We start from the raw sequence: 26,085 nt of genomic DNA, 5'->3' as shown, positions 1-26,085 counted from the left end.
TTTTATCTTTGCAAAGGTAATATGTAAAGCCTTTTAGTAAGACTTATTTTATCTGTAGAGTTTTTTAGTAACGTATCAAAAAAGTGTAAAGTAAATTTAGGCATAGTCAATTCATGCCTACCTTTTGATAAAAAGCCGGCGTATTTTCACCAAAAGGTAGGCATGAATTGATCAAAAGATAGGCATCTTTATAAGACGATGTTGAACAGATAACCTAAGAAGATGATAAACAGCGTGATCACTCCAAAGAAGATAGCAATCAGGCGCCAAGTCATGACTTTCTTGAGAAGTGTTGCTTCGGGAAGTGATAATCCTACTACTGCCATCATGAAGGCTAAGGCTGTCCCGATAGGAATACCTTTGGAAACAAAGACTTCAATGACGGGAACGATTCCGGCGGCATTGGCATACATCGGAATGGCCAACAGGACAGAAATAGGAACTGCCAACCAGTTGTCTTTTGCCATGTAATGCTCGAAGAATCCTTCGGGTACATATCCGTGCATGAAAGCTCCGATCCCGATTCCGATCAGAATATATACCAGCACACCTTTAACGATGTTCCAGGCTTCCCGGATAATAGACGGCAAACGATGGAAAAAGGGAGTATGTTCTTTTTCCCACAGATTGGATTCGTTTGTGGCCCCTTGCTGGATTTGCTTTACCCAATCACTCAGATACGGTTCCAGTTTCATCTTGCCCAAAACATATCCACCAATCATTCCCAGTAAGATACCGCTGACAACATAAATGACTGTGATCCGCAGTCCAAATGTTCCGATAAACATCGCAACGGCTACTTCATTGACCAGTGGCGAAGTAATCAGGTAGGCGAAAGTCACACCCAGCGGAATACCGCCTTTTACGAATCCGATGAATAACGGGATAGAAGAGCAGGAACAAAATGGGGTAATGGCTCCGAATAGAGAAGCCAGGAAATATTGTAACCCATAAAGCCGGTGGGATGTCAGATAATGACGCAGACGTTCGATCGGAAAGTATGCGTTGATAATTCCCATGATGATACTGATGAAGAATAATAGGATCAGAATCTTGATCGTATCATAAAAGAAAAAGTTGACGGCTGTTCCCAGTGCGCTGTCTGCCTGAAGTCCCATAACACCATAAACCAGCCAGTCGGCAAAAGTCTGTATCATGATTATAAGTGGATTAATGGTTAGATTGCTGACATGTACAAGTCGGGATATGCAACTTCTTGATTTCGGTCAGATAGAAAGCAAAGAACGCATTTTTGATCTCTTTCCGGACACGGATAAATTCACTTTTGATCCATTCATCCGTACCTTGTGCTTCCGAAGGATCATCGAAGCCAATATGCAATTGCTTCTTTACATTTCCCTGAAATACCGGACAAGTCTCGCGGGCATGATCACAAACGGTAATCACATAGTCCCAAGATTCGTTGATATATTCATATACATTCGTCGGTATGTGATGACTAATGTCTATACCTGCTTCTTGCATGACTTCGATAGCCATGGGATTTACTTTTTCTGCCGGATGGGTTCCAGCCGAAAATACTTCTAAATTCGGGTCAAACGATTGAAGGAAACCATGCGCCATCTGACTGCGGCAACTGTTTCCCGTACATAAAATCAAAATCTTCATATAATGTTCCAATTAATAAGTCCGTAATAAATACCGATAAGAATAAATGTCAGTGCTACGACCCGGTTGAACCATTTCTGGAATACCTGAATGCGGTTGTAGAATTTTCCGATACCAGCCACACTGTATGCCAGTACCCAAGCTATCAGAACGATCGGAAATCCGGTAGCGAAAGCATATACTACGGGTAATAAATATCCGCCACTTTCCATGGCAGACATAGGTATTAACATGCCGAAGTAGAATAATCCGCTGGTAGGACAGAAAGCTAAGGCAAACAGTAGTCCCAATGCCATACTGCCCCAGTTACCTCGAAGTCTTTCGGTTTTCTCGGTTGCCGAAAATCCCCATCGGGGCAAGGCCAGTTTATCTCCAAACAACATGAACAGACCGATCAAGATCAGTGCCGGAGCAAGTAATAACTCGCTCCATCGGCTGATCGCCTTTTGTATAAAGAACATTTCGGAACCGTTCCGCAATAAAGTAATCAGTATGGCTCCTAAGACGGAATAAGAGAGAATACGGCCCAAGGTGTAAAAGATACCGTTCAGAAAAATCTGGTTCCGGTTGTTTACATCTTTACTGATAAATCCGATCGCTGTTATATGAGTAGCCAGCGGACAAGGACTGATGGTCGTGAGTAAACCCAACAGAAGAGCCGTGATAACAGGTATTTCACTGCTATCCAAAAGAGTCTGTAAGTAGTCCATTCTTAAAGTAACTGATTTATTTTCTTGCGGATCTCTTGTTTGAAATAATCTGTTTTATTCTTGGCATATTGAAAGCCCAAACGTGTCATATCGTTCCGTTGTTCTTTTCCATCTTTCCATTGATTGATATACAATGAAGACCAACTGACCTGATATGCATTGGCCAGTTCTTCTCCTTCGGGCGTGGATATGTCTATTTCTTTGAAACGGATTTTCCCTTTTTTAGCCAAGTCTGCAAAGTCGGTAAAAACGACTTCACGGGTATACTTCTCGATTGATTTACAAGTGATGCACCGTTGTTTCCCATGGAAGTACAAAACTTCCACGTATGAATCTGTTTGTGCTTGCAGTTCACCGGCTATCCAAAACAAACTACTGATAAGAAAAAATAGGATCCGTGTCATAATTATTGGTTTGAAGCGATTAATTCCTTTACTTCACCGGCGTTGATCCGACCTTTGGCTACAACTTTGTCATTGATTACCAAAGCCGGTAAAGTCATGACATTGTATTCCATGATTTTCATCAGATCTTCCTCTTTGATGATCTCAGCCTGAATACCTAACTCATTGACAACTTTCTCGACGGTTGCGTACAATGCCTTGCAGTTGGCGCAACCTGTTCCTAAAACTTTAATTTCCATTGTATCGTATATTATATATGTAATTCGCAAAACAACGAACAATAAAGAGAAAAAAAGGGACTGTTATTCACAGCAACCCTTTGATTTGCATATAGCCTGGCCGAAGAAATCGGTAAAGAGTCGGCTTGCCAGTTTCCAGTTTTCCTGATTGATACAGTATTTTACTTTCGGGGTTTCGACTTCTCCCTGTATCAAACCAGCATCTTTCAACTCTTTCAGGTGTTGGGAAACGGTCGCTTTGGCTATGGGTAATTCTTCATGAATGTCGCCAAAGTAACAGGTTTCCTGTTTGGCTAGAAAGTGCATGATGGCAATTCTTGCCGGATGTCCCAATGCCTTGGCAAAGCGTGCCAGCTGTTCTTGGGTTGCTGTATATTCCTTTTTCTCTTCCATATCCTTGTTTGTTGTTCGCAAAAGTACGAATAACTAGGAATATTTCCAACTTTTCTGCCTGATTTTTGGATGAATTAGTTAAATGTAGTTAAAATAGGCCGATTTTAGAAGAAAAAGTATTGACGAGCTATGTTACATAACATAAAATGTCTATATTTGCATCGTGTTTTTCATGGTATTAGATTTAAGGTTAACAATGGAAATTGGCTGTCTGTGAAGATAGCCTTTTTTTGTGCCCTTTACTCACCTGAGAAGAGCAGAGAAAAGTTCTGTTCGATTTGTTCCATTAACATCTCTGTTGGAACGGATAAGGCTGCCGCTGCTTTTTCGTATATCTCCTGTATGTCCAGTTTTGATTCGTCGGTTTCTAAGAAAAGATGACTTGGCCAGGCTATTTGCAGGGCTGCCAATTGGAATTGTTCACCGAACGAAAGATAGATGTTTTCTTTCAGCAGCTGTTCTGCTAATTCTCTTTTCCCACGGAAACCGTGAATGAGCCAAGGCGAGAGCGGGCGAATTTTCTTCCGTAAGGCTAGCAGTTCACTCCAGGCTTTTACACAATGGATGATAAGTGGCTTGTGGAGTTCTTCAGCCAGCAAGGCTTGTTGTTCGAACAGATAAAGTTGTCGTTCGAGCGGTGCTTCGTGAAGTTTGTCAAGTCCGGCTTCACCGATCATCCAGACTTCCGGTTGCTTGGCTTTTTCCCACAGCTGTTCGAGAAGCTGGTCATTACTTTTGTCGGAATGGATAAACCACGGATGGATTCCAACCGAAAACATTTCTATATGGGATAAATCACCCAGGGTTTCTTGGCCGACGATCCGGTTGTAAAAAGAGATTCGGTTTTCCTGGGTTTTGGGAATCACTGTATGCGTATGAATATCGATGTATTTCATCTTCTTCTTGTTTGAATGGAACAAAAGTACTAATATTGTGTGCAAGTTAAACGGAGAAATTTAGAAAACACAAAAACAAATTACATGAAACTGAATTACAAGAAATGGGGCATGGTGGCCCTTTCAGCTTTTTTATGGATGGCGGATGCTTCGGCTCAATTGACATTAGTGAAAGACGGGAAGGCGGTTTCGCGGATTGTCGTGAGCGAGAAGAGTGAAATAAACCGTCAGGCAGCTGATTTGTTACAAGACTTTGTGCAGCGGATCAGCGGGGCTTCGTTGCCGATTGTGGAAGGAGAAGCGAAATCGGGTGATGTCGTGATCGGTGGAAAATCGGAAGAGGCAGGAGAAGATGGTTTTACCCTTTGTACCGAACAGAACCAGTTGCGGATTACGAGTGGAGGAGACAAAGGCTCGATCTATGGCGTGGTGACTTTATTGGAAAAATACATGGGTGTTTCGTATTATGCCTACAAAGCCTATACATTGACGCCTTCGAAGACAATTACCTTGCCGGAGATTCATTTGTCGGAGACACCGGCTTTCCGGTATCGCCAGTCGTTTAGTTACGGTTGTGATGATCCGATTTACAAGATGTGGTTCCGCCTGGAAGAACCGAATGAAGTCTTCATCGACAATATGTGGGTACATACATTCGACCGCCTGATGCCTTCGGAAGTGTATGGAAAGGAACATCCCGAATATTATTCATATTGGATTCTGTTTTCAAGGCGAACCCGGATAAGAAATTGATCTCGGTCAGTCAGAACGACGGAAACAATACCTTCTGTACATGTGAGAATTGCCGTAAGGTGTATGAGGAAGAAGGTTCTCCGGCAGGTGCCTATATCCGTTTCATGAACAAGTTGGCAGAACGTTTCCCCGACAAGGAGATTTCTACCCTGGCTTATCTCTTTACCATGCATCCACCCAAGAAGGTAAAGCCACTGCCGAACGTGAATATCATGTTGTGCGATATTGACTGTATGCGCGAAGTACCGCTGACTGATAATGCGTCGGGACGTGATTTCGTGAAAGCGCTCGAAGGCTGGTCGGCTATCTCCAACAATATTTTTGTATGGGATTATGGAATTAACTTCGACAACATGGTATCGTGTTTCCCCAATTTCCATGTCTTGCAGAAGAATATCCAGTTGTTCAAGAAGAACCATGTGACGATGCACTTCTCGCAAGTCAATGGTTCTAAAGGAACCGACTTTTCGGAAATGCGTGCTTATATGATTGGAAAGCTGATGTGGAATCCGTATCAGAATGCCGATTCGTTGATGCGTAGCTTCATGGATGGTTATTATGGGGCGGCGGCTCCTTATCTGTATCAATATCAGAAGATCATGCAGGGTGGATTGCTGGCAAGCGGTACCAACTTGTGGATTTACGATTCGCCGGTAACACATAAGAACGGAATGTTGAACGATCAGCTTTGTAAGACGTATGATGAGTTGTTCGACCAGGCTGAGGCGGCCGTGGCTTCTGATCCGGTTCGTTTGGACCGTGTCCAGCTGTCTCGTTTGTCATTGATTTATTCTGAGTTGGAAATAGCTCGTACTAAAACGAATCAGGATGTGGCCAAGGTACGTCAGCAGTTGGATTATTTCCGTCAGCAGTGCCGTAAGTTCGGCATCAAGTCGCTGAACGAACGTAGCAATGCGCCCGAGGATTATTGTGATCTGTACGAAAAACGCTTCTTGCCGCAAGCCGAAAAGAGCAAGGCGTTGGGTGCAAAGGTGATCTGGTTGCAAAAGCCGGGCGAACGTTATCAGAAGATTGCTGATACGGCATTGACCGACGGCCTGTTTGGTGGCACGACCTTCGTAGAGAGCTGGGTCGGCTGGGAAGGCGTGGACGGCTCGTTCATCCTCGATCTGGGCGAAGAGAAAGAATTCAGCAGTGTGGAAGCCGACTTCCTTCATCAGTTGGGACAATGGATTCTTCTTCCCGAAAAGGTGACTTATTCGATTTCGACGGACAACCAGACCTATCAGCCTTTCGGTTCCTTCTCGTTTGCCGAAGACCGTGCCCCCCAAGTTAAGTTCGTCGGTGGGAAAGTTACTTCCGACAAGCCTGTCAAGGCGCGTTATATCAAAGTGGAAGTCGATGCCATCGGGATGTGTCCGGCTTGGCACTATGGCGTAGGTCATCCTGCTTGGTTCTTTATGGATGAAGTAACGGTGTTGTAACGTATTTGTATAGTTTTCATATGGAAAAAGAAAAGAATTATCTGATTGTAGGGACCGGCGGCGTAGGCGGATCGATTGCCGGTTTCCTGGCATTGGGCGGAAAGCAAGTCACTTGTATCGCCCGTGGTGCGCAGTTGGAAGCTATTCGCCAGCATGGATTACACCTGAAGTCGGATTTGAAAGGTGAACATTGGCTGAAAGTCCCGGCCTGTACGGCAGATGCATACGAGGGGAAAGCGGATGTGATCTTCGTGTGTGTGAAAGGATATGCCCTCGACTCGATTCAGGATTTATTGCGCAAGGCGGCCACGCCGGACACCTTGGTGGTACCGATTCTGAATGTGTATGGAACCGGCGAGCGGTTGGCACGCCTCGTGCCCGAAGTAACCGTGCTCGATGGTTGTATCTATATTGTAGGCTTTATTTCCGGCCCGGGCGAGATCACGCAGTCGGGTTCAGTCTTCCGGTTGGTCTATGGTGCCCGCAGTAGCCAGCCTGTCGCCCGCGAACGGTTGGAAGCCTTGGGAGAAGAGCTCCGCGGATGCGGTATCAAGGTGGATGTTTCGGAGGATATCAACTGCGACACGTTTATCAAGTGGTCGTTTATTTCGGCCATGGCTTGTACCGGTGCCTACTTCGATGTGCCGATGGGTGAGGTGCAACATGCCGGTGAAGTGCGCGATGTGTTCGCCGGACTGTCTCGCGAGAGTACGGAGATCGGCCGTCGTCTGGGGATTACTTTCCCACAAGATCAGGTCGCCTATAATTTGATGGTAGTCGATAAGCTGGACCCGAGTTCGACCGCCTCGATGCAGAAAGACCTGGCTCACGGCCATGAATCGGAAATCCAGGGAATCCTGTTCGATATGATCGCGCTGGGCGACCGCCTCGGTGTAGAGATGCCCACCTATCAGCGGGTAGCCGGGAAGTTTCGGAAATAGAAATAATAATCCGGATTGATCAGTGTTCTCTAGATTTAGACAATTGAATAAAAAAGAGTTTTCTTGTCTACAATGAAATATAGAAGTCTGTAAAAAAAATGTCGTGTGCACCCTATTACTGCTTTTGAGTGCACCGACTTGTAATGATAGCCGGTAGAATTGCTGTAACCTTATATCTTTCCAATAAGCCTTTTGAGGTTTAGTGTGCTTTCGATATAAACTATATGAAGAAATGCAGCTATATACTTATTTGTGATATATAGCTGCATTTTATAGTATAAATAAAGCTGGTAAATTATCGTTTAGTAGCTTTGAATTTGTAGAAATCTTCTTCACTATTTGAATAATCGATTTCCGCATTATCACCTTCCAGTTTCGTGAATTTGAAATATTCAGTTATAGGATCTAATGTCGTACCGATAACCGTATTGCCTTCAATTTTGTATGTCCCTGAATATCTGTCTGAGAACATGACAACTTTATAAGTGCCATCATTATTTAAAGTAATATAGACATATCCAGCAGGTACATCTAACGATTCTCCATCCATTTCTGCCCAAGTTACATCCCATGTTCCGATAACAGATTCTTTTGACAGGTTAATATCATCATCCTTAGAACAAGATGATAAACACAATGTGCTGGATAACAGAACCAGCATAAATACAATTATCTTTTTCATCATTTGCTTTCTTTTTCTAATTCAACTTCAATATGTGTATTTTCCCATTTACATACTTTTTGTGTCGCTAAATCAATACCCCAGGCAAGAACATTTAATAAATTGATACATGAAATAGGATTAAAGGTCGCTTGGAGTAATAACGGTGTCGGTTTGAATCCTTCTTTTTTGGCGATAAGTTCTTTAGAAGAGATTTTTTTCCTCATTCTTACACTCGCTTCTCCATTCTCTCCAATTGTGGCAATTTTCATCCCATTGTCATAAATTTTTGTTCCAGCATCTCCTACAAACGTGATGTTTTGTTTAGAACTTGTAAAAAGGGTAGAACAAGAAGATAGCGTAGTAATCATAATGATTGCGCTAAATAATGCTTTTTTCATTTTACAAACTTTTTTAGATTAAACATATAATGACTGTAATGATTCATCTATTTAGCAACGTCATACGTTTAACCATAAAAAAGAAAAGCGCAGACAATCACCATACGCTGTCTGGGCTCACCACAAGCCACAATTCTTTATGGGAAAGTCTGCGCTATAGCGCGGGCTCCCAACAAGAATTGTAATAGCTCGTTTTGCATTTCCGAGGTGGTGATTCAGACAGCGATTGAGCTACGATATGTCAAAAAAACGCATCTGTTTTTCAGATGCGTTGCAAAGTTAGGTCAAAACTTCGTAGTTTTCAAAATTTAATCTCATAATCTTTGAAGTTAAAGATTTTACCGGAAGAAAAATTGGTTTCAAAATCTCCCGAAAATACATTTTTGAGAAAAACTTGGCTTTCGGAAGCCCCGACAAGGCTTTTTTCTGAAAAAATTGGCTTTCGGGACTCCCGACGGTACTTTTTGGGGGAAAAATCGGCTTTCGGACTTCCCGAAAGGGCTTTTGATGAGAAAAATGTAGTTTCGGGGAAAATTTTTGTCGAAATTCTTTCGTTTAAAAGAAAGAATGCCTACCTTTTCCTCGAATAATTATTTAAATGTATTTACTATGAAAAAGATAAGTGCTTTTGACCTTACTCGACTTCGCATCGAAGAAGACTTCGCTTTCCACCAACGTGTTCAGCAATATGCCGAAGAATTGCCTACGACCGGGGCTTTGATTGCCGAAGGTTTGCCGGAAACATCGGTTACTTTCCTGACGACGGGCGTGGATACGCACAAAACGGCGGTGGACGGTTTGGACAGTGCGTTGAAGGCCTCTAATACAGTGCCCTCGGCTAAAAGGGTGACGGAAGCCGACGCGGCGCGCGATTTTGCGTGGACGGGATTGTATAATTACGTCAAGGCGATGACTGCCCATCCGGACGCTTCGATTGCCGCCGCTGCCGAGAAAGCGTTGGCTATTTTGGATAAATACGGGAATCCGACAGCCAAGCCGCAACTCGAGGAAAGTGGTATCTTGCATAATTTGTTGCAGGAATTGAAAGCCGCGAAAGAGATGGGCGATTTCACCGACCTGGATATCGAACCGTGGTTGACTCGCTTGGAAAATGCGGAAACTTCATTCTTGAACGCTACGGATGCCAAAGTGCAGGAAGAGGCTGCCCGCGAAGTGGGACTTTCGAAGCAGGCTCGCCAAGCTGCCGACGATGCTTATCGGAAGTTGGTGGATATCGTCAATATGCTGGCTGCGATGCACGGCGATGAGAAATTCGCGACCTTCATCGGCAATGTGAATGCCCTCGTCGAACAACAACGTACGAAACTGAAAACCCGTGCCACAAACAGCGCGAAGAAAGAAGACGAGAACGCGATCAAGTTCTAAACGAACGGATATATCAGCAAACAAGGTTTCAGACATATCGATGGAAGATGATCTGAAACCTTGTTTGTTTTTGTTGACGTTGTCAGAATAATCCTTATCTTCGCAACTAAACCAATAGAGATAGCAATATGGAAGTATCTGTTAGTAATGCAGATCGTTATTGGAATCTGCTGAAAGATTTGAGCAATGAAATGAAGTTGGATTTGATAGCCCGACTTAGTAATTCAATGCGGCAAGAGAAAAAGGATCATTCCGTATCAGCAAGTCGATTTTATGGTGCTTGGCGTGATATGGATAGCTTGGATGCCGACAAGCTGGCTGAAGAAGTGAAAAAAGCGCGGAACTTCAAAGATGATATAATGGCTTTCTGAGAATATGGAAAAATATCTGCTTGACACAAATATCTGTATCTTCTTGCTGCGTGGAAAATATAATGTGGACAAGAAAATGGATGAAGTAGGTTTGGAAAACTGTTATATCTCAGAGATAACTGTGGCAGAACTGAAGTATGGTGCGGAATTGGGTAATAGACAGGGGTTAGTACGCCGTATGCAAAGCTTGGATGAATTTATTGCATCCGTACGAGTGTTGCCAATTAGCGAAACGCTTGATCTTTTTGCCAAAGAAAAAGCACGCTTGCGTTTGGCTGGAACACCTGCGGATGACAATTTTGATTTGCTGATAGGTTGTACTGCTATTGTGTACGACTTGGTAATGGTAACAGAAAATTTACAAGACTTTAAGAACTTCTCAGGTATCAGACTTGAGAACTGGATAAAACGATAATCAGCGTAAGTACAAATAAACAAGGTTTCAGACATATCGATGGAAGATGATCTGAAACCTTGTTTGTTTATAATATTAAGACCTTATACATTATAATACTGTTCCCAGCCTTTACGCGGCGGTTCGCCTACGAGCATCTGGTTGGCAAACGGATCGTTGGTGATCTGTTTGGTATCGCGGTCGAATACCAGCTTGCGGTTCAGTCGCTGCGCCAAAACACCCAGGCAGAATACCTGACTTAACGGACCGGCGATCTCGAACGGCGAACGGGTCTTTTCTTTTCCTTGACAAGCCAGCAGGAAGTTGGCATAATGGTTTGATGGGCTCTTCGGAACTTCCGGCAATTTAGAAGCCATTTCTTTTGCCTTTTCTTCCGGAATGATCGACAACGTGCTGCCATGTGAACCACCTTTGAAGGTCAATGTCTTTGAATAGATTTCTTTACCCGGATTCAACTTGGCGGGTTGTATCTTTCCACCGGCTACGGTCGGGATGTTCGGATCGATTTCCGAAACGCCGTAACCTTCGGGCACAGCCGGAATATTATCCAGTCCGTCGTACCAGGTAACATCTACAGCCGGCATGTTGCCGCGTTCGGGGAAGCGGAACAACAGTGTAGAAGACATCGGGTAGAAGAACGGATTATGATCTTTCAGATAAAGCGGATTGACTTCTGTAGGTAATCCTAAGTCGAGGAACTCGTGGGCTGTATCCAAAATATGTGCGCCCCAGTCGCCCAACGCTCCCATACCGAAATCATACCAGCAGCGCCATTGTCCTAAATGATAATCGTGGTTATAGTCGTGATATTGACAAACCCCCAGCCAGGTATCCCAGTCCATCGTTTCCGGAACAGGCTCGCCCATTGGCATGTGTTTGATATGCGGGTTCCAGCCGTGCCAGCGGCGTGAGCTGTTCATGTGTGCCGTAATGGCTGTCACATCTTTGATGATACCAGCTTCTTTCCAGGCTTTAAACTGGAAATAATTGGCTTCGGAGTGGCCTTGGTTACCCATCTGGGTGACTACTCCGTATTTCTTGGCGGCACGCATCATCACTTCGATCTCATTGAAAGTACGTGCCATTGGTTTCTCTACATACACGTGTTTGCCGTGTGCCATGGCTTCAATGGTAATCGGGAAGTGTGAATGGTCGGGAACACCCACTGTAACGGCATCGATCTTGTCTGCCATCTGGTCAAACATCTGCCGGAAGTCTTGGAAACGGGGAACTTTCGGGAACATCGAGATCAGTTCCTGCGTATGCTTGGCTCCCATATCCACATCACAGAGAGCGACTACGTTACACAGTCCGGTATTGTATAACTCTTTGGCAATTTCGCCACCGCGGTTTCCGATACCGATAAAGGCTATGTTTACTCGGTCGTTGGCACTGACGAACGGATTCTTAGGCATGGTACTCGCTTTTGCCGGAATCCAGAAGGAAGGAATCACTGAAGCGGCCGATAATGCCAGCGCACTCTTCAGGAACTTTCTGCGGGATATTTCTGAATGCATCATGATTAAAGGAATGATTTAAGTCAACTATTATAGATAATTTTGTCGTAAAGATAGCATTTTTATGGAAGATTCATTATGCTTTCCAACAAATTACAGAAAGAAGTGATAAAAGATTGTGAAAAAATCGCTTACTTTGCAAGCTGATAAATCAAGCAAGAAAAGATTATTAAAAGATTCGATATGGCACAAGAAGATGTTTTTAAGAAATTAGTATCGCACTGTAAAGAATACGGTTTTGTATTCCCTTCATCCGAAATTTATGATGGCCTGGGCGCTGTTTATGATTACGGACAATACGGTGTGGAGTTGAAGAACAACATTAAGAAATACTGGTGGGATAGCATGACTTTGCTGCATGAGAATGTAGTGGGTATTGACTCGGCTATCTTTATGCACCCGACAATCTGGAAAGCTTCCGGCCATGTGGATGCTTTCAATGATCCGTTGATCGATAACAAAGACTCCAAAAAACGTTATCGTGCCGATGTCCTGATCGAAGATCATCTGGCTAAGATAGAAGAAAAGATAAATAAGGAAGTAGCCAAGGCTGCCAAGAAGTTTGGCGATGCTTTTGATGAGGCTCAGTTCCGTGCAACCAATCCGCGTGTGTTGGAACACCAGGCAAAGTGGAACGAAATCCACGAACGCTATTCAAAGGATATGAACGATTCGAACTTCGAGGATTTGCGTCAGCTGATTCTGGATTGCGAAATCGTTTGTCCGATTTCAGGTACTCGTAACTGGACGGATGTTCGTCAGTTTAACCTGATGTTCTCTACAGAAATGGGTTCAACAGCTGATGGTTCAATGAAGGTTTACCTGCGTCCGGAAACAGCTCAGGGTATCTTTGTGAACTTCCTGAACGTACAAAAGACAGGCCGTATGAAGATTCCGTTCGGTATTGCTCAGATCGGTAAGGCTTTCCGTAACGAGATCGTTGCCCGTCAGTTTATTTTCCGTATGCGTGAGTTCGAACAGATGGAAATGCAGTTCTTTGTTCGTCCGGGCGAAGAAATGGAATGGTTCAAGAAATGGAAGGCTACTCGTTTGAAATGGCACCAGGCATTGGGCTTGGGTAACGAGAAATATCGTTATCATGATCATGAAAAGTTGGCTCACTATGCGAATGCCGCTACTGATATCGAATTTGAAATGCCGTTCGGTTTCAAGGAAGTGGAAGGTATTCACAGCCGTACTAACTTCGACTTGAGCCAGCATGAGAAATTCTCTGGAAAGAAGATCCAATATTTCGATCCGGAATTGAACCAGAGCTATACTCCGTACGTCATCGAAACTTCTATCGGTGTGGACCGTATGTTCTTGAGTGTGATGGCCGGTTCTTATTGCGAAGAAACGTTGGAAAATGGCGAAACACGTGTTGTTTTGAAGTTGCCGGCAGCGTTGGCTCCGATCAAGCTGGCTGTTCTTCCGTTGGTGAAGAAAGACGGTCTGCCTGAAAAAGCAGAAGAAATCATGCAGATGTTGCGTTTCGATTTCCGTTGCCAGTACGACGAAAAGGATTCAATCGGTAAGCGTTATCGTCGTCAGGATGCTATTGGTACTCCTTATTGTATCACTGTCGATCACGATACATTGAAAGATAATTGCGTAACGATCCGTTTCCGTGATACAATGGAACAGGAACGTGTCAGCATCGATCAGTTGCATAGCATTATCTCTGAGAAAGTGAGCATGAGAAGTTTGTTGAAGAAAATAGTAGAAGAATAACATGAAGAAGTATTGGCACATTACATGGATGTTGGTTGTCATGCTGTTCACATTGGCGGCATGTAGTGATGATGATGAAAATGAAATTGTAATTGATGAGGCTTGGAAAGAAATAAATCTAGCTGCCTTCGATGCCCGTTTGCAGGATGCAAAGACAGATACGTCTTTGTTCACGATCAATTCTGAAAGTGGCAACGGACAAATCATCTGTAAGATCCTGAAGAAAGGCGAAGGTACGGAGACGATCTATTATACAAGCAAAGTCAATTGCTATTATAAAGGTTGTTTTGTGACCAATGAGGATGGTGAAGTCGTTGCAGACCGAGACAGTGTTTTGACTCAAGGCGAAGTATTTGATTCTCGTTTGCGAGAAAACGGTGATGATAAAGTCTTGTTTGAAGTGGATGATTCCGGATTGCGGGATGGATTTGCAACCGCTTTACAACACATGCACGAAGGTGATATTTGGGAAGTTTGGATGCCTTATCAATTGGGATATGGTGTTTCTGGCTATGATGATATCAAACCTTATACTACGTTGGTGTTCCAAATAGAAGTAACAGATATTGTTGAGCAATAACGATATTTGAATTAAGTCAGAGAACGGCAATATCTAAAAATAGAGAGCTTCTACCTCAGTACTTATGAGGTGGAAGCTTTTTCTTTATATACTACCCTTCATCTAGTCACCTTGGTAGATGATTAAGAAATGAAGTTTGATTAGCTATAAAATAAGCGATTACGATAACCTAAAAATTCATGCCTATCTTTTGATGAATTCATGCCTATGTTTTCATCATTTTATGCCTACCTTTTTATCAAAACACGCCGGCTTTTTTCAACATCCATATTATCACTGCTGAAATCCTCATTTGCGCAGTTAAAACTTCGATTTTAACCGTGAAAAGTGCACAAAGTAAAGTATAGTAAAGTAAAGAAGAGAAAAGTATATTTATTATTGAGAGAGAGAGTAGCGCGCCCGCGCGAAAAATGATCAATATGTAGATTGAAAATTCATGATTCTTGGTTGTTCATTGTCCATTCTCAATTGAACATTGTCCGTTTCCGAACACTTGTTGGAAATGCTCCTCTTGTATATCAGTGCTTTATCTTTTTGGCACGGCTTTTGCCTCATGGTTGGCAAACAAGATCAGTTAAGAAGAAAGTCGTATGGATAGAGAAATATCAAAAGAACAACGGAATCGGGAGAAACGTCGGATGTGGATGAAATGGGGCGGAACCGTGGTAGTTGGTATAGTAGCCGTGATTGCCTTGATGCAGCTGATGCAGGAAAGTCTGCACGAACGGGATATTGTCTTCTCGGTAGTGGATGAGGGCAGTATCGATGTGTCGGTGAGTGCTTCGGGTAAGGTTGTTCCGGCATTCGAGGAGATTATCAATTCCCCCATCAATTCCCGCATATTGGAAGTGTATAAGAAAGGAGGAGATTCGGTAGAGATCGGAACACCGATCTTACGTCTGGATTTACTGAGTGCGGAAACAGATTATAAGAAGCAGTTGGATGAAGTACAGATGAATGAGCTGAAGTTGGAACAGCTGCGAATCCAGAACCGGAGCAAGTTGTCGGAAATGGAAATGCAGTTGAAAGTCTCTCGGATGGAACTGAACCGGAAAGCGGTGGAACTGCGTAACGAACAGTACTTGGATAGTCTGGGTGCCGGAACGACCGACAAGGTTCGTCAGGTAGAACTGGATTATAATGTGAGTAAACTGAAACTGGAAGAGGATGAACAGAAGTTTATCAACGAACAGGCGACAGCAGATGCCGACCTCAAGGTGAAAGAACTGGAACTGAATATTGCCCGCAAGACGTTGGCAGAAACCAAACGAACCCTCGACGATGCCCGGATCAAAGCGCCTCGGAAAGCGATTCTGACGTATGTCAATACGGAAATCGGGGCGCAGGTAGCGCAAGGAGAGAAAGTGGCGATTGTATCGGATTTGTCGCATTTCAAGATTGAAGGCGAGATTGCGGATACGTATGGCGACCGGATTGCTGCCGGCAGCCGGGCTGTGGTGAAAGTCGGGAAGGAAGAATTGGCGGGTACGGTAACGGATGTTACTCCGTTGTCAAAGAATGGCGTGATGTCTTTCTCAGTCCGTTTGGAACAGGATAATCACAAGCGGCTTCGTTCGGGCTTGAAAACGGATGTGTATGTCCTGACGGCCGTGAAGGATTCGGTGATGCGTGTTGCCAACGGCAGTTATTACGTTGGTCCGGGTGAATACGAACTGTTTGTCCGTTCAGGAAATGAGTTGTTGAAGCGGAAAGTCCAGCTGGGCGACAGCAATTATGAACTGGTAGAAGTCGTTGGCGGACTGAAGCCCGGCGATCAGGTCGTTGTTTCAGACATGAGCAATTATAAGAATAAGAGAAAGATGAAATTGGAGAAATAGAGGAAACAAAGAAACAAGTTGACAAGTTAACAAGGTCAGAAAGGTATTCAAAACCTTGTCAACTCGTCAACTGGTTAACTTATAAACTTATAAACTTATCAACTTAACATATATGCTTAAACAATACATCAAACAGGCATTTCAGATGCTGAAAGAGAACCGGCTGGTGAGTACGATCTCGATTACGGGAACGGCCATTTCCGTTACGATGATCATGATGGTCGTGCTGGTGTTGCAAGTACAGGTGGCCAATTATTATCCGGAGGAACACCGCGACCGGATGCTTTATGTGGAGAATGGAACGCTGGTGAGGATGAAGGAGAATACGGGTAATTGGAATTCCGGTAATATGTCGATAGAAGCCGTGAAGGAATGTTTCTATACGCTACAGTCCCCTGAGTTTGTGACTGCTTATGCGATATCGGAATTCACGGTGTCGCTGCCGGACAAGCGGAATTACATGGCGCATCCGGTGAAACTGACTGACACGGGTTTTTGGAAAGTCTTCTCTTTTCATTTTGTGGCAGGTGCGCCTTTTACGGAAGCCGATGTAGCTTCTGGAGTTCCGCAGGCTGTTATTACGGAACCTTTGGCACGGCGACTGTTTGGTACGATTGATAATATTATCGGAAAAGAAATTCGCTTGGATGTGAAACCTTACCGGGTATGTGGAGTCGTGGAAGAAGTCAGTAAAGCGGCTGCATCTGCTTTTGCCGATGTTTGGATTCCTTATACTACGAACGAATCTTGTCAATCTTCCTTTAATGAAAATATGGTAGGTTCATTTAGGGTTCTTCTATTGGCCAAAGCACAGGGGGATTTTGACGTGATCCGACAGGAGTTGAAGCAGCAGATCACTCGTTACAATGCTACCAAAGAAAAGTATGAAATCTCCTTCTTCGAGAATCCCATCACGCAATGGGACAAGGCGATGGGAACAGATGGACAGAACTTTGTGGACTGGAAAGACTTTTGGCTGGAAACAGGCGGAGCGATGCTTTTCTTGTTGCTTGTTCCGGTACTGAACCTGTTGGGCGTGACGCAATCGTCCATCCGGAAGCGGCAGGCGGAAATTGGAGTCCGTAAAGCCTTTGGAGCTACAAGTGGGAATATTGTCCGGCAGGTTTTATACGAGAATGGGTTAATGTCTTTGCTGGGAGGTATGATCGGATTGGTTCTCTCATGGTCGTTATTCCCGTTATGTAAGGATTTCCTGCTCAAGGCAAGCGATACAACATTACGTGCCGAAATGTTGTTCCGCCCCGAGGCTTTCGTCCTTGCCTTGCTCTTTTGTCTGTTGATCAATCTGCTTTCGGCAGGATTACCCGCTTGGTGGATTTCGCGTAAGCCAATTTGTGAGGCCTTGAAGAATGGAGAGGAGACCAACAAGTAAAGCCCTGTATCAAACAGGTTCTCCCGATCTGTCTATACTTCATATTCCACTTAGGATAAGTAAGTATCCTTCTAAAGATAATTAAATATTCTTCTTAGAATAAATAAATATTCTTCTTAGAATAAATAAATATCCTTCTAAGAATAATTCTATATCTTTCTTGGAATAATAAGTATCGACAGAGAAGGAGAAAGAGTAACACATGTAGTAAACAATTAGAACAAACAGTATATATGATAAAGCATCTTTTGACTTTGATTTGGAACCAACGAAACGGGAATGTTTGGATCTTCCTGGAATTACTATTGGTAACGGCCATGTTGTGGGTAATGGCCGATTCCTTATTGGTTGATACGTACACTTACCGGCAACCGATAGGTGTGGATACGCAGCACACGTATCTTCTTTCTTTTGGATTGACAGATGATGTGACTGAAATGGACATAGAACGAAATAACCAAGCAACCCAAGATTTGTTACAATTAATTGGAAATTTACGGCAATGCTCGGAGGTAGAAGCGGTTTGTCTTTCCAAAATAGCAACACCTTATACCTATAATCGTGGTTGGTCTGGTTTGATGCCGGTTGAGGATACAGCCAGTGCCTCATATGCATATAGGGTACGGTATGTTGATTTGGAGTATTTTCGTGTATTTAAGGTCAGGGATAAAGAGGGTCGTCCACTTTATGACCAAGTTCTGAAGAATCCCGGAGAGGTTGTGCTCTCTGAAACCTTGGATGAGATCTTCTTTCCGGAAGGTTCGGGGCGTACTCAAAGAGAAGTGAAATGGGGTCCGAAATCTACGGAGAGCATGAAAGTCTCCGCTGTTTCAGCACCACTGAAAGAAATGGATTTTGACACTTATCAACCTACTTATTATTACGTGTGGAGAACAGAACAGGACTTTTTGGATGAGGTTGCGGAAAATGATATTCGATTTTATAATTGTTTGTTCCGCATGAAAAAGGATTATTCACAACAAGAAATGGAAGCCTTCTTGCAACAAGAAAGCGAGCGTTTGCAAGTAGGAAATGTATATGTGTCGAGCGTAAAACCCATCAGTGAATATCGGGCTGATATGTTGAAGCCTCGTTTGGACAATCAGAAGAAAAAGATTGCCATGGTCGGGTTCATGCTGGTGAATATCTTCTTTGGGATTGTCGGTACCTTCTGGTTACGCACGCAGTCACGGCGGGCAGAAATCGGGTTGCGGGCAGCTGTCGGTGCCTCAAAAGCACAGTTACGCCGGGAATTATTCCTCGAAGGGCTTTTCCTGTTGGCGCTGACTTTACCTTTCCTGCTGATCTTCTTGATAAATATGTTGTATCTGGATATGCCCGATACGTATCGGCTGGCTTATACCTGGTGGCGCTTCCTGATTACCTTATCGGTTTCCTATCTGTTGATGGGCGGTATGATTTACTTGGGTATCCGCATTCCGGCCAACAAGATAACCCGGATGAATCCGGCAGAAACATTGCATTATGAATAACTTTAAAACTTAAACAATATGATCACATTAACAAACTTAGAGAAAGTATATCGGACAAAAGAGATTGAAACTGTAGCATTGGAAAATGTAAACCTGACAGTAGATAAAGGTGAATTCCTGAGTATTATGGGACCATCCGGTTGCGGAAAGTCAACCCTGCTGAATATTATGGGATTGCTTGATCAGCCAACGCGCGGAACGGTAGAGATTGCCGGTGTACAAACCGCATCGATGGACGATAAGCAACTGGCGGCCTTCCGTAACAAGACACTGGGCTTTGTCTTCCAGTCTTTCCATCTGATCAATTCCCTCAATGTACTGGATAACGTAGAGCTGCCGCTTTTGTACCGGCCGCATGTATCAGCCAAGGAACGCCGGGAAGCAGCCATCGCCGTCTTGGAGAAAGTCGGTCTGTCACACCGTATGCGTCACTTCCCGACACAGCTTTCCGGAGGTCAGTGCCAGCGTGTCGCTATTGCCCGTGCCATTATCGGGAATCCGGAAATCATCCTGGCCGATGAGCCGACTGGTAACTTGGACTCCAAGATGGGAGCGGAAGTTATGGAAATTCTGCATAAGCTGAATCAGGAAGACGGGCGTACCATTGTCATGGTAACACACAATGAAAACCAGGCAAAGCAGACTTCACGTATTGTGCATTTCTTTGATGGACGTCAGATTCAATAACTGAGGTAGAAGTTGACGAGTTGACAAGGATACAAGCTATCGGATAAAGTGCCTTCTTGTTAACGGATAAACTAACAAACTGACAAACTTAAAAACTTACCAAGTATGCCAAGCATAAACTCATATATCAAACAATCCTGGCGGTTGCTGCGGCAAAATCGGCTGGCGGCCTTGCTTTCCATCTTAGGAACAGCTTTGGCGATTTGCATGATCATGGTCTTTGTGATCTTGTTTATAGCCAATACAGCAGCCTTTAAGCCGGAAAGCCACCGTGCGGATACCTATTACGTCACGTATGTAAAGACGGAAGGAAAAGCTGACGGGCGACGCATCGCCATGACGGGCTTAGGTTTGCCTTTTATCAAAGAATGCTTTTATCCGTTGCAATCAGCCGAAGCTGTCACGGCAGTGGTGCGTGACATCTGGCAGAAACAAATCTTGCTGTCGATGGATGGAAGGAATACAGTTACTGCCTCTATTCTGGAAACTGATACGGCTTTCTGGCATGTATATAATTTTGACTTTGTAGCAGGAAATCCTTTCTCGAAAGCTACTTTTGAGAGTGGGTTGCACGAGGCTGTTATCAGTGAAAAAATGGCCCGTTCCATATTCGGCACCGAACAGGTAGTAGGAAAAGAGCTGAAGATTAACTTCCAAGTGTATCGGGTGTGTGGTGTGGTGAAAGATGTATCGCGCTTTGCCGACAAAGCCTGGGCAGATGTGTGGATTCCTTATACAGCCGGAACGCATCTGTTTTATAACATGGAAGGAATAGGAGGATCTTTCGAATGCTATATGCTCTTGAAGAAAGGACATAACCGGGAAGATTTGCAGCAGGAACTGCTGAAGCGTATTGATAACTTCAATGCCGGTCTTTCGGATGTGCGGGCCAACATCCTGCATCAGCCTTTCTCTCATCTGGAGAAGTGGATGGGTGGAGAAAATTCGGAAGTATCGGTAGGAAAAGTGTTTCTGCGGTTTGGGGTGATCGCGTTTATCATCCTGTTGGTGCCGGCATTGAATATTTCCGGTATTATTCTGGCATGGACACGTAAACGGATTCCTGAATTTGCCTTACGACAAGCTTATGGAGCAACGAGACAACGTATTATGTCGCAAGTCCTGCTAGAGAATCTGTTAGTGACATTGATTGGCGGCTTGTTGGGATTTATACTTTCGTATCTTGCTCTTGCCTGCATGGGCGACTGGCTGATGATTACTTCGTTAGGACAGGAACAGCTTTCGCTCCAGATGGTAAACGGTTGGGTATTTATCGCCGTCTTTATTCTTTGTCTATTGTTAAACCTGCTTTCGGCTGTATTCCCGGCCTGGAAAGCGACTCGGCAGCAAATCTCCGAGGCTTTAAACAGTTAATGGTATGATCGCTTCAATGATTCGACAGATGTGGAACGAGCGGAAAGCCAATGTGCTGATTCTGCTGGAACTGCTGGTTGTCTTCAGTTGTCTGCTCTATGCGGCAGATTATCTGTATGTGAAATACAAGGAATACAAACAGCCTTTGGGATTTGACATTTCGCATGTGTATAAAGTCTGGTTGGGTGTTGTGCCGGAAACGAGTGCGGATTATGATACAACCGCCGTGCACACGACGAATGGAATGGATGATTTCTTCACAATCGTAGACCGTTTGGAGAAGGATTCGCGTGTGGAAACTGTAGGTTATACTTCCGGTAATCATTTCCATTATATGTATTTCAACCGGTTCGCTACTTTTCATGGCAAAGGTCTAAAGCGTTATGGTTATGTACGTGACGTGGATCCTTCGTATTTCCGTGTTTTCAAGGTAAAGACTGCCGACGGACAATCGTGGGAGAAACTTGAGAAAACCTTGGAGAACAATGGCATCGTTGTCACCTCTTCTGTAGCCAAGGCTTATTATGGTAGTCCGGTTGAAGGACGAGGAAAAGATATCTGGATTACCAATCAGGGTGATGCAGATAGTATCGTCTATCACATTGGTGAGGTTTGCGAACCTCAGCGGTATCAGGAATTTTCCTCTTACGATTATGCTTATTACCGGAATCTCGGCGGACGGGATGAGTTGAAGAAATACGGTATTGAAATACTTTCAGGGAATATAAACTTGTTCGTGCGTATGAAACCTTCGGCAGACAAACCTGAGCTTATGCAGCAGTTCAGGAAAGATATGGAACAGCAACTGAGGCTGGGAAACATATATCTGTCAGATGTCACTCCTATGAGTTATTATCGGGAAGAAGTACTGCGCTCTGCTTTGGATAATATCCGTTTGTATGTGGTTGGTGTATGTTTCCTGTTGTTTAATGTCTTGCTGGGTGTTGTCGGAACATTCTGGTTCCGTGCTCGGCAGCGTATTCCGGAGATTGGTTTGCGCATGGCGGTAGGAGCTTCCAGATCCGTTATCTTTATCCAATTGATAGGAGAAGGTTTGATGCTGCTGGCTGTTGTCACTCTACCGGCCTTGTTGATTTATGCTAATTTGGCTCAATTGGATGTACTGACTGCTACTTCGATGGATCTTTCTATGGTAGATCGTCTTGTGTATAGTTTCCTGATGGCTTTCCTGACATTGGCCATGATGATTGTAGCGGGTATCGTATTTCCAGCAAAACAGGCAGCTCGGTTAAATCCGACAGAAGCCTTGAAAGATGAATAAGGTTGACAAGAGAGCAAGTTAACAAGGTTATAAAAAACTTGTCACTTTGTTGGCTTGCTACCTCGAAAACATAAAACAATTAAATAAACGGACTAAAATGATAACCATAAATCTGTATTTCAAACAAGCCTGGCAACTGATGAAACAAAACCGTTTCTTCAGTGCCGTTTATATCATCGGAACCGGACTGGCGATTTCGATGGTGATGGTGCTGGCGGTAGTGTATTATATTCGTACTGCTAATATAGCGCCGGAAATACATCGGGACAGGATGTGCTATCTGGATTTTGTCATCTACAAGTATAATGAAGGTAATGGCTCATACAGCAGCTCATTAGGTATACGTTATGTAAAAGATGTGGTTCTTACATTGAAAAAACCTGAAGCGATTGCCATAACAACTTCTCCAATATATCAGTATTTCCAAGGTGGTGAAATGTTTGCTTCTGTAGCTGGAAATGATGATGAGGCGAAGATTTCATATATGGGTTGTAATGATGTATTCTGGAAAGTTTATGAATTTCATTTTCTCTATGGCAAACCTTTTACTGAGTCTGATTTTGAATCAGGATTGAAAACGGTTGTTCTTTGTCGTTCAATGGCGAGAAAATTGTTCGGAAAAGAAGATGTTATAGGGCAAACAGTAATGCTGAATGAGGTGGAATATCGTGTTTGTGGTGTGGTAGAAGATGTGTCTGGTACTTTGGAGCATACTTATTCACAAGCATGGATGCCTTATACTTCCATGTCGAATGTTATTACAGAATCAGTAGATGAAAGAGAAAACACGGTAGGTAAATTACAGGCAAATATCTTGCTTCGCGACAAGCATGATATTACAGCCGTGCAGGCAGAATTGGAAGAGGCTGTAAAAAGGTATAATACAACATTGGTTGGGGGACAGGTTACTGATCCTAAAATCAAACCGGCTACACTGACCATTATGGGAGTGAGTAGTTCCAAGGCGTATCTGGCGATTATTCTTTTCCTTTTACTCTTTCTGTTGGTTCCGGCACTGAATATTTCCGGACTGAATGCTTCGCATATTCAGGACCGTCTGGAAGAGATTGGTATCCGTAAGGCCTTTGGTGCTCCACGTGGAACTTTGTTTATGCAAATCTTTGTGGAGAATCTGATCCTGATGTTTCCGGGAAGTCTTGCCGGTTTGCTGTTTTCTTATGGATTGGTAGATCTGTATAAGAATATATTACTTGCAAACAGTTACCAGCAATTTATAACGGAAGATGCAGATGTAATTACATTGTCAGCAGGAATGCTGATGAACTGGCAGGTTTTTCTTTATGCAGTTACTGTATGCCTTTTACTGAATCTGCTTTCGTCGATGGTTCCGGTCTGGAATGCCATAAGGGAGAATATAGTAAGCGCATTGAATAAATGAAAACAAACTCATAAACTCTAAAAACGTATGATAAGACATATTTTGAAGATTATACAGGCACAATTCCGTAGTAATCTGTGGATATTGGCTGAGTTGATGGTGGTGTTTGTCGCTTTATGGATTATGACTGATTATTTCATCACCCAATATACTCTTTATCATCGTCCGGTTGGATTCGATACAGACCGTGTATATCAAGTGACCGTATCCAAAAGATCTGTTGATGCTCCTCAGTTTATCGTTTATCCGGAAAACAGTGAAGAGCCGAGACAAAATTTTGATCGTATTGTGGAACGTATCCGGCAGCATCCGGATGTGGAAGCTGTGGCTTTATCGATGTTCTCGTTGCCCTATACACATTCCAATACTACGTATGGCTTTCGGAAAGACAGTGTAGAGTTATGGAATATTCGGCGGTATAATATCAGTCCGGATTATTTCCGTGTCTTCGATATTCGTCCGGCGGCAGGCGGTTCTCCGGATGAACTGGCGCAACGACTTGTTCAACCGGGATTGGTTATCTCGGCAAACTTGGCTGAAACCTTTTTCGGTCGGACCAATGTCGTGGGTGAAGAGTTAATACAAGGAGAGGATACACTTAAAATTGTAGCTGTCACGGAATCTGTCCGCAATGATGAATACAATGAAAGGTTACCTTATGCTTCGTTTAGCCAAATAGAGTTTCCTCGTGATGGTATTGTTCCGGAAAGTACATGCATTCAAATGCAAATCACTTTCCGTATCCGCCCGAATGTCGAGACGGCAGGTTTTGAGGAACGCTTTATGAAAGAGATGCGTCATCAGTTACAGGCGGGGAATTTCTGGGTGTCTGATGTACAGAGTTATAACAATATTCGGGAGCAGTTTCTGGAGAGGACTTCCAATTCGAGCGGACAACAGGTGATTTCGTCGGTGATGCTCTTCTTGTTGGTTAATGTATTCCTGGCAGTTATCGGTTCATTCTGGTTTCGTGTGAATCGCCGGAAGGAAGAATTGGGATTACGTATGGCGATGGGCTCGTCGCGTATCGGTTTGCTTCGGTTTACCATCACCGAAAGTTTGCTACTTCTTACACTGGCTGCGCTACCCGCCCTCTTCATTTGTGGTAACTTGGTGTATGCCGATTTGGTATCAGCCTCGACAGCCGACGATCGACTTCTCCGCTTCTTTGAAGTCTCGTTGATCACCTGGTTGTTATTAACCTTTATCATTGTCTTAGGAGTCTGGTATCCAGCACAAAAGGCAGCACATATAGCACCTGCCGATGCCTTGCGGGCAGAGTAGTGTAAAAAGCCGGCGTATTTTTGTCAATTTACGCCGGCTTTTGATGAAAATACGCCGGGAAATAATCAAAACACTAAGCCTTTGTTTTGAAAGCTCGCGAGAATCAAAAATGAAAGTAACGAGAATCGGAATGGATATTCGTTACTTTTATTTTTATGTATTCTTATCATCCCGGAAGTGACTTTACTTTCAGTTTGTCAAATCATCTTTCGTCTTTTATCTATCTTTTTGTAAGACTGATAGATGATGTGATTCAAGTTATAAAGCATGTCCTGCTTGATAAGATGCGTATTGATAACTGGTATTTTCGTAATACATGGAGCTGTTGTAATTGTCAATTTTAGGAACAATCCATGAATTATAAACCTCAATAAGAGTAGTGATAATATCTTTATGAGACCTGCGGGCAACTTCAGAGATAAGCCGTTGCATTACTTTTCCAATATCCCAATAAGTCGGAATATTGTCTTCAGCATCAGCAATGTTGTTGTAATTGCCGTTTGTAATACCATATTTTGTTACAATCTCGTGGGTTACTTTGTCTATATTTTCGCAGTGATAGACTTCTGCAAGTTCGTAATAATGTTTTATCCCTTTTGGACCTAACGCGTTTACGATGGTTTTCCGTTCATTGTTTGTTTGTCGCCCCACATACTCAATTAAGCTACATACAAAAAACAAATCGTTTAATTGTTTATCTTCTCGTCCATTCATTTTTTTATCTCCTCATATCCTTTAAATGTGAGACATGTCAATGCTTGAGATGTGTATTTGTGAATAAATATCCTTAGGATTATACAAAGATATAAAACTAACTATATATATCTAATGAGTATATTTAAAAAAATCCTCTGTCGTCCGAA

The 26,085-nt window shown here is 43.5% G+C and carries 26 protein-coding genes and 1 pseudogene; 16 read left to right on the top strand and 11 right to left on the bottom strand.

Annotated elements, in window-relative coordinates; translation table 11 throughout:
* Positions 1-188: 188 nt before the first annotated feature.
* The 7 genes from MUN53_RS12690 to MUN53_RS12660 form a co-directional block, all read right to left on the bottom strand.
* The gene (locus tag MUN53_RS12690; protein ID WP_243325812.1) at positions 189-1,157 is read right to left on the bottom strand and encodes a permease; all 969 of its coding nucleotides are present in this window, start codon (positions 1,155-1,157) and stop codon (positions 189-191) included.
* A 13-nt stretch (positions 1,158-1,170) separates the two neighbouring features.
* Positions 1,171-1,629: an arsenate reductase ArsC gene (locus MUN53_RS12685; protein WP_243325811.1), complete on the bottom strand. Its 459-nt coding sequence runs from the start codon at positions 1,627-1,629 to the stop codon at positions 1,171-1,173.
* On the bottom strand, positions 1,626-2,339 hold the full coding sequence (locus tag MUN53_RS12680) for an aromatic aminobenezylarsenical efflux permease ArsG family transporter (RefSeq protein WP_022454847.1): 714 nt from the start codon (positions 2,337-2,339) through the stop codon (positions 1,626-1,628). The genes MUN53_RS12685 and MUN53_RS12680 overlap by 4 nt, the downstream gene beginning before the upstream one ends.
* A gap of 2 nt (positions 2,340-2,341) precedes the next feature.
* Positions 2,342-2,743 carry a nitrophenyl compound nitroreductase subunit ArsF family protein gene (locus MUN53_RS12675; RefSeq protein WP_243325810.1) on the bottom strand — a complete coding sequence of 134 codons (402 nt, stop codon included), beginning with the start codon at positions 2,741-2,743 and terminating at the stop codon, positions 2,342-2,344.
* Positions 2,744-2,745: 2 nt separating this feature from the next.
* Positions 2,746-2,982, bottom strand: coding sequence for a thioredoxin family protein (locus MUN53_RS12670; protein ID WP_243325809.1), 237 nt, complete (start codon positions 2,980-2,982; stop codon positions 2,746-2,748).
* A gap of 63 nt (positions 2,983-3,045) precedes the next feature.
* A complete protein-coding gene (locus MUN53_RS12665) occupies positions 3,046-3,375 on the bottom strand; it encodes an ArsR/SmtB family transcription factor (protein ID WP_243325808.1) in 330 nt (109 codons plus the stop codon).
* 239 nt (positions 3,376-3,614) lie between these two features.
* On the bottom strand, positions 3,615-4,271 hold the full coding sequence (locus tag MUN53_RS12660; RefSeq protein WP_243325807.1) for a TatD family hydrolase: 657 nt from the start codon (positions 4,269-4,271) through the stop codon (positions 3,615-3,617).
* Between the two features lie 84 nt (positions 4,272-4,355).
* On the opposite strand from MUN53_RS12660, the pseudogene MUN53_RS12655 reads away from it, so the two are divergent.
* Positions 4,356-6,469, top strand: a pseudogene (locus tag MUN53_RS12655) (DUF4838 domain-containing protein).
* 20 nt (positions 6,470-6,489) lie between these two features.
* Entirely contained in the window at positions 6,490-7,410 is a 921-nt protein-coding gene (locus tag MUN53_RS12650; protein WP_243325815.1) for a ketopantoate reductase family protein, read from the top strand.
* 295 nt (positions 7,411-7,705) lie between these two features.
* On the opposite strand, the gene MUN53_RS12645 is transcribed toward MUN53_RS12650, so the two are convergent.
* Together MUN53_RS12645 and MUN53_RS12640 are read right to left on the bottom strand one after the other, a co-directional pair.
* Positions 7,706-8,095 carry an META domain-containing protein gene (locus MUN53_RS12645; protein WP_243325806.1) on the bottom strand — a complete coding sequence of 130 codons (390 nt, stop codon included), beginning with the start codon at positions 8,093-8,095 and terminating at the stop codon, positions 7,706-7,708.
* The gene (locus MUN53_RS12640) at positions 8,092-8,472 is read right to left on the bottom strand and encodes a hypothetical protein (protein ID WP_243325805.1); all 381 of its coding nucleotides are present in this window, start codon (positions 8,470-8,472) and stop codon (positions 8,092-8,094) included. Before MUN53_RS12640 ends, MUN53_RS12645 begins: the two co-directional genes overlap by 4 nt.
* A gap of 323 nt (positions 8,473-8,795) precedes the next feature.
* Here MUN53_RS12640 and MUN53_RS12635 point away from each other — a divergent pair, with 323 nt between their 5' ends.
* From MUN53_RS12635 to MUN53_RS12620, 4 genes are all read left to right on the top strand, one after another.
* Entirely contained in the window at positions 8,796-9,062 is a 267-nt protein-coding gene (locus MUN53_RS12635) for a hypothetical protein (RefSeq protein WP_243325803.1), read from the top strand.
* A gap of 19 nt (positions 9,063-9,081) precedes the next feature.
* On the top strand, positions 9,082-9,858 hold the full coding sequence (locus MUN53_RS12630) for a DUF6261 family protein (protein ID WP_243325801.1): 777 nt from the start codon (positions 9,082-9,084) through the stop codon (positions 9,856-9,858).
* Positions 9,859-9,986: 128 nt separating this feature from the next.
* Positions 9,987-10,229 carry a hypothetical protein gene (locus MUN53_RS12625; protein ID WP_022454581.1) on the top strand — a complete coding sequence of 81 codons (243 nt, stop codon included), beginning with the start codon at positions 9,987-9,989 and terminating at the stop codon, positions 10,227-10,229.
* Positions 10,230-10,233: 4 nt separating this feature from the next.
* Positions 10,234-10,644: a type II toxin-antitoxin system VapC family toxin gene (locus tag MUN53_RS12620; RefSeq protein WP_022454580.1), complete on the top strand. Its 411-nt coding sequence runs from the start codon at positions 10,234-10,236 to the stop codon at positions 10,642-10,644.
* Between the two features lie 83 nt (positions 10,645-10,727).
* On the opposite strand, the gene MUN53_RS12615 is transcribed toward MUN53_RS12620, so the two are convergent.
* The gene (locus tag MUN53_RS12615; RefSeq protein WP_243325799.1) at positions 10,728-12,164 is read right to left on the bottom strand and encodes a Gfo/Idh/MocA family oxidoreductase; all 1,437 of its coding nucleotides are present in this window, start codon (positions 12,162-12,164) and stop codon (positions 10,728-10,730) included.
* A gap of 180 nt (positions 12,165-12,344) precedes the next feature.
* Between MUN53_RS12615 and MUN53_RS12610 the strand changes: the two genes are divergently transcribed.
* From MUN53_RS12610 to MUN53_RS12565, 10 genes are all read left to right on the top strand, one after another.
* Positions 12,345-13,892, top strand: a complete 1,548-nt coding sequence (locus MUN53_RS12610) for a glycine--tRNA ligase (RefSeq protein WP_022454590.1) — start codon at positions 12,345-12,347, stop codon at positions 13,890-13,892.
* A gap of 1 nt (position 13,893) precedes the next feature.
* On the top strand, positions 13,894-14,472 hold the full coding sequence (locus tag MUN53_RS12605) for an FKBP-type peptidyl-prolyl cis-trans isomerase (protein ID WP_243325797.1): 579 nt from the start codon (positions 13,894-13,896) through the stop codon (positions 14,470-14,472).
* Between the two features lie 644 nt (positions 14,473-15,116).
* Positions 15,117-16,310, top strand: coding sequence for an efflux RND transporter periplasmic adaptor subunit (locus MUN53_RS12600; protein ID WP_394803078.1), 1,194 nt, complete (start codon positions 15,117-15,119; stop codon positions 16,308-16,310).
* Between the two features lie 112 nt (positions 16,311-16,422).
* Positions 16,423-17,703, top strand: coding sequence for an ABC transporter permease (locus MUN53_RS12595; protein ID WP_243325793.1), 1,281 nt, complete (start codon positions 16,423-16,425; stop codon positions 17,701-17,703).
* 233 nt (positions 17,704-17,936) lie between these two features.
* Positions 17,937-19,196, top strand: a complete 1,260-nt coding sequence (locus MUN53_RS12590; protein WP_243325791.1) for an ABC transporter permease — start codon at positions 17,937-17,939, stop codon at positions 19,194-19,196.
* A gap of 18 nt (positions 19,197-19,214) precedes the next feature.
* Entirely contained in the window at positions 19,215-19,883 is a 669-nt protein-coding gene (locus MUN53_RS12585; protein ID WP_022454595.1) for an ABC transporter ATP-binding protein, read from the top strand.
* A 105-nt stretch (positions 19,884-19,988) separates the two neighbouring features.
* Positions 19,989-21,257, top strand: coding sequence for an ABC transporter permease (locus tag MUN53_RS12580; protein WP_243325789.1), 1,269 nt, complete (start codon positions 19,989-19,991; stop codon positions 21,255-21,257).
* Between the two features lie 4 nt (positions 21,258-21,261).
* Positions 21,262-22,539: an ABC transporter permease gene (locus MUN53_RS12575; protein ID WP_243325787.1), complete on the top strand. Its 1,278-nt coding sequence runs from the start codon at positions 21,262-21,264 to the stop codon at positions 22,537-22,539.
* Positions 22,540-22,636: 97 nt separating this feature from the next.
* Positions 22,637-23,938 (top strand): ABC transporter permease, encoded by a 1,302-nt coding sequence (locus tag MUN53_RS12570; protein WP_243325786.1) that lies wholly within the window; start codon positions 22,637-22,639, stop codon positions 23,936-23,938.
* Positions 23,939-23,965: 27 nt separating this feature from the next.
* Positions 23,966-25,222 (top strand): ABC transporter permease, encoded by a 1,257-nt coding sequence (locus tag MUN53_RS12565; protein ID WP_243325784.1) that lies wholly within the window; start codon positions 23,966-23,968, stop codon positions 25,220-25,222.
* Positions 25,223-25,480: 258 nt separating this feature from the next.
* Here MUN53_RS12565 and MUN53_RS12560 read toward each other — a convergent pair whose 3' ends face one another.
* Positions 25,481-25,936, bottom strand: a complete 456-nt coding sequence (locus MUN53_RS12560) for a hypothetical protein (protein WP_243325782.1) — start codon at positions 25,934-25,936, stop codon at positions 25,481-25,483.
* Positions 25,937-26,085: the final 149 nt, after the last annotated feature.

This window comes from Parabacteroides faecalis, from assembly GCF_022809355.1.
In the GTDB taxonomy this organism is placed as follows: domain Bacteria; phylum Bacteroidota; class Bacteroidia; order Bacteroidales; family Tannerellaceae; genus Parabacteroides; species Parabacteroides faecalis.
The sequence above is the reverse complement of the archived record's forward strand: the minus strand, read 5'-3'. Positions and strand labels throughout refer to the sequence as shown.